At 55.3% G+C, this 2,235-nt stretch carries 3 protein-coding genes and 2 pseudogenes; 1 reads left to right on the forward strand and 4 read right to left on the reverse strand.

Translation table 11 applies throughout. From position 1 onward, the window contains the following. Positions 1 to 104: 104 nt before the first annotated feature. Entirely contained in the window at positions 105 to 506 is a 402-nt protein-coding gene (locus HV796_RS41780; protein ID WP_246356390.1) for a group II intron maturase-specific domain-containing protein, read from the reverse strand. Beyond that, positions 454 to 576: a cupin domain-containing protein gene (locus HV796_RS46360; RefSeq protein ID WP_425497122.1), complete on the reverse strand. Its 123-nt coding sequence runs from the start codon at positions 574 to 576 to the stop codon at positions 454 to 456. Before HV796_RS46360 ends, HV796_RS41780 begins: the two co-directional genes overlap by 53 nt. On the opposite strand from HV796_RS46360, the gene HV796_RS45205 reads away from it, so the two are divergent. Then, on the forward strand, positions 520 to 744 hold the full coding sequence (locus HV796_RS45205) for a hypothetical protein (protein WP_246356391.1): 225 nt from the start codon (positions 520 to 522) through the stop codon (positions 742 to 744). The two genes, HV796_RS46360 and HV796_RS45205, sit on opposite strands and share 57 nt — an antisense overlap. 97 nt (positions 745 to 841) lie before the next feature. On the opposite strand, the pseudogene HV796_RS41790 reads toward HV796_RS45205, so the two are convergent. Next, positions 842 to 1,546 (reverse strand): annotated as a pseudogene (locus HV796_RS41790) (IS6 family transposase). Positions 1,547 to 1,729: 183 nt separating this feature from the next. Further along, positions 1,730 to 1,968 (reverse strand): annotated as a pseudogene (locus HV796_RS41795) (transposase); the annotation flags it as partial. Between the last annotated feature and the right edge of the window lie 267 nt (positions 1,969 to 2,235).

A 2,235-nucleotide genomic window follows, 5' to 3' on the forward strand; every position in this document is an offset into this window, starting at 1 on the left:
CCTATGCGGACCTCAATAATGTTCCATTTTGGCCCTTGCATACGGTCAGTTCGCAAGGGTCGATCTTAGTTTGCTGACGTTTCACTGGGCGGGACGCGTTCATTTCATTCCGGTTGTCCAACCTGTGTCCCTTGAAACTGCCAGTGCACGAACTGTCGCGGGTGGGCCTGCTTTATCTTGTGCAACCGCTCCTCACTGCGCCGTTTGTGCCGTTGCAGTGTCTTGTACTTGCGCTGGACGCCCAGCGCGCGCTTGCGGTCCTGATACAGACCGAACCCGTGCATGGCCGTCCGATAGAAGGCCCCGTAGTAGCTCCGCGAGCCACGGATCGTGGGATTACATTGCTCGGCCAGATCGGCCAGTGATCCTGATGTTTGACGGGGCAACCGCCACCGGCGCGTCGCCTGTCTTATCCGTTTCAGGGTTGCAGGATTCACGCCACAACAGTGGCGTTCAAGAAAAAAATAGCATGCTACAAGGCTCTTCCGTCGCATTTTTCCAGCCATGGCGCGTGCCTCGTTGAATGAACAGATCATGCTGCTTCAAGATAGTCATCCCGGTTTCCATGATGGCCATGATCTCTCCGGACAACACCACCGCAAAGTCAATGGTGGGGGTGAAATGCATGTCATATTCACTCCGGGCGGGAAAACAATGGGCCAGATATCACTCATAAGTCAGGAATTTAGAGGACATATGGTCTACACAAGCACAGGAACGGCAGGTGCTGCGCTGGATCAATGACAGGAATCCAGTGCAGTATGGATTTGACTTCGGATGACTAATGGGTGTCGCGATAAGAAGGCGAGGCTGAAGAAAATCTCGATATGAATAGGATTGTTTACATGATCAACGAATAGAACTGGACGGCAGGCGTCGCGGCGAAGCCATCGTTGATCATCTGCCCTTTGCGGATCATGTGCATCAGCTCGATGCCACTCAGAATAACGCGCGCGCAGTTGAAATCCCTGAACCCGAGCATCGGCCGGGTTCGGCGTTTGCTGGTCCGATGGTCCTGCTCGACGGGTTGTTCAGATACTTGACCTGGCGAACCTTGATCGGCGTCTCGCGCTCGGCATTCACCGCGCTAAGCACGGCGAGATTGGAGCCAATTTTGTCGATGGTTACCGTCTCGGGAGAGCCGTTCTGACCGATCGCCTTCTCGAAGAAGCGCTGCGCAGCGGCCTTATCCCGCCAGGCTCTGAACAGAAAATCGATGGTGTTGCCCACCTTGTCCACTGCCCGGTAAAGATACTTCCACGAGCCCTTGACCTTGATATAGGTCTCATCGGCCTGCACAGCTCGTGCCGACCGGACGCTTGTGCTTGCGAAACGTCTTTCCGAGGAGCGGCACCAGCTTGATGACCGAGCGATGCACCGTCGAGTGATCGACGCCAATGTCGCGCTCAGCTAGCATCTCCTCAAGATTGCGGAGACTCAGCGAGTAGGCAACGTACCATCGCACGCACAGCAGCATCATTTCAAGCGGATAGTGCAGCCGCCTCAGAACCTTGGTAATGCCCGGCGCCAGCGTCGTTCGTGGCATCAGTGTCTTCTTCATCGCGCGGCCAAGCGTTTTCGTCAGCCTCGAATTTTACCTTCTTTTCCTTAATGCGCCAGAACCTTCGGGGGCGATGTGGCTCGCTATGCCTTCATCGTAGTGGACTCTCACCACCTACACCTTGCCGGTCTTCCGGCGCATCCAGTACGGGTTCTCGACCCATTGTCAGACGAGCTTTTCGTCGGACAGGTCGAAGCCGTGCTGCAGGTACAGCAGGCCCGCAAACAGGCGCGGCGACGTCGCAGGGAGCCCTTTGCCGGACATGAAGCTCTCACTCATTGAAGCGCCCAGTCGTTCCAAGGTGATCAGATCTTCCAGGCGCGCACCAGCGGATGCTTCAAATTGATCTGCTCACGCAGCGGTTGCCGGAAGAAATTTCCCTCCATCACAGGCGTCTTCGGACCCATCCGAACCTCGTCATAAATTGCAGGATTCACGCATCAATATGCCAGGCCCCTGCAATTCCCACAACACCATTCTCGCCGTAAAGCCTCATCACACAAGGACTCCTGGATTGCTCAGGTTCGACTCGTCACCCACTCCGTTTTCAAAAGAGCCAAATGCATCCGTCCGATGATCGCACCGCCAACATATGGCTTTTTTCGGTCACGTCCATTTCGGCGCGAAGGCCGCTTATTGACATTTCCATAAATCATGACGTCACCACAAGGTTG

This window comes from Paraburkholderia humisilvae (assembly GCF_902859855.1).
Lineage (GTDB): Bacteria > Pseudomonadota > Gammaproteobacteria > Burkholderiales > Burkholderiaceae > Paraburkholderia > Paraburkholderia humisilvae.

What these genes read in the sequence shown, in the direction of transcription:
- HV796_RS41780 (WP_246356390.1), bottom strand. Translation starts at nt 506, where the DNA reads ATGGCTGGAAAAATGCGACGGAAGAGCCTTGTAGCATGCTATTTTTTT.
- HV796_RS46360 (WP_425497122.1), bottom strand. Translation starts at nt 576, where the DNA reads ATGGCCATCATGGAAACCGGGATGACTATCTTGAAGCAGCATGATCTG.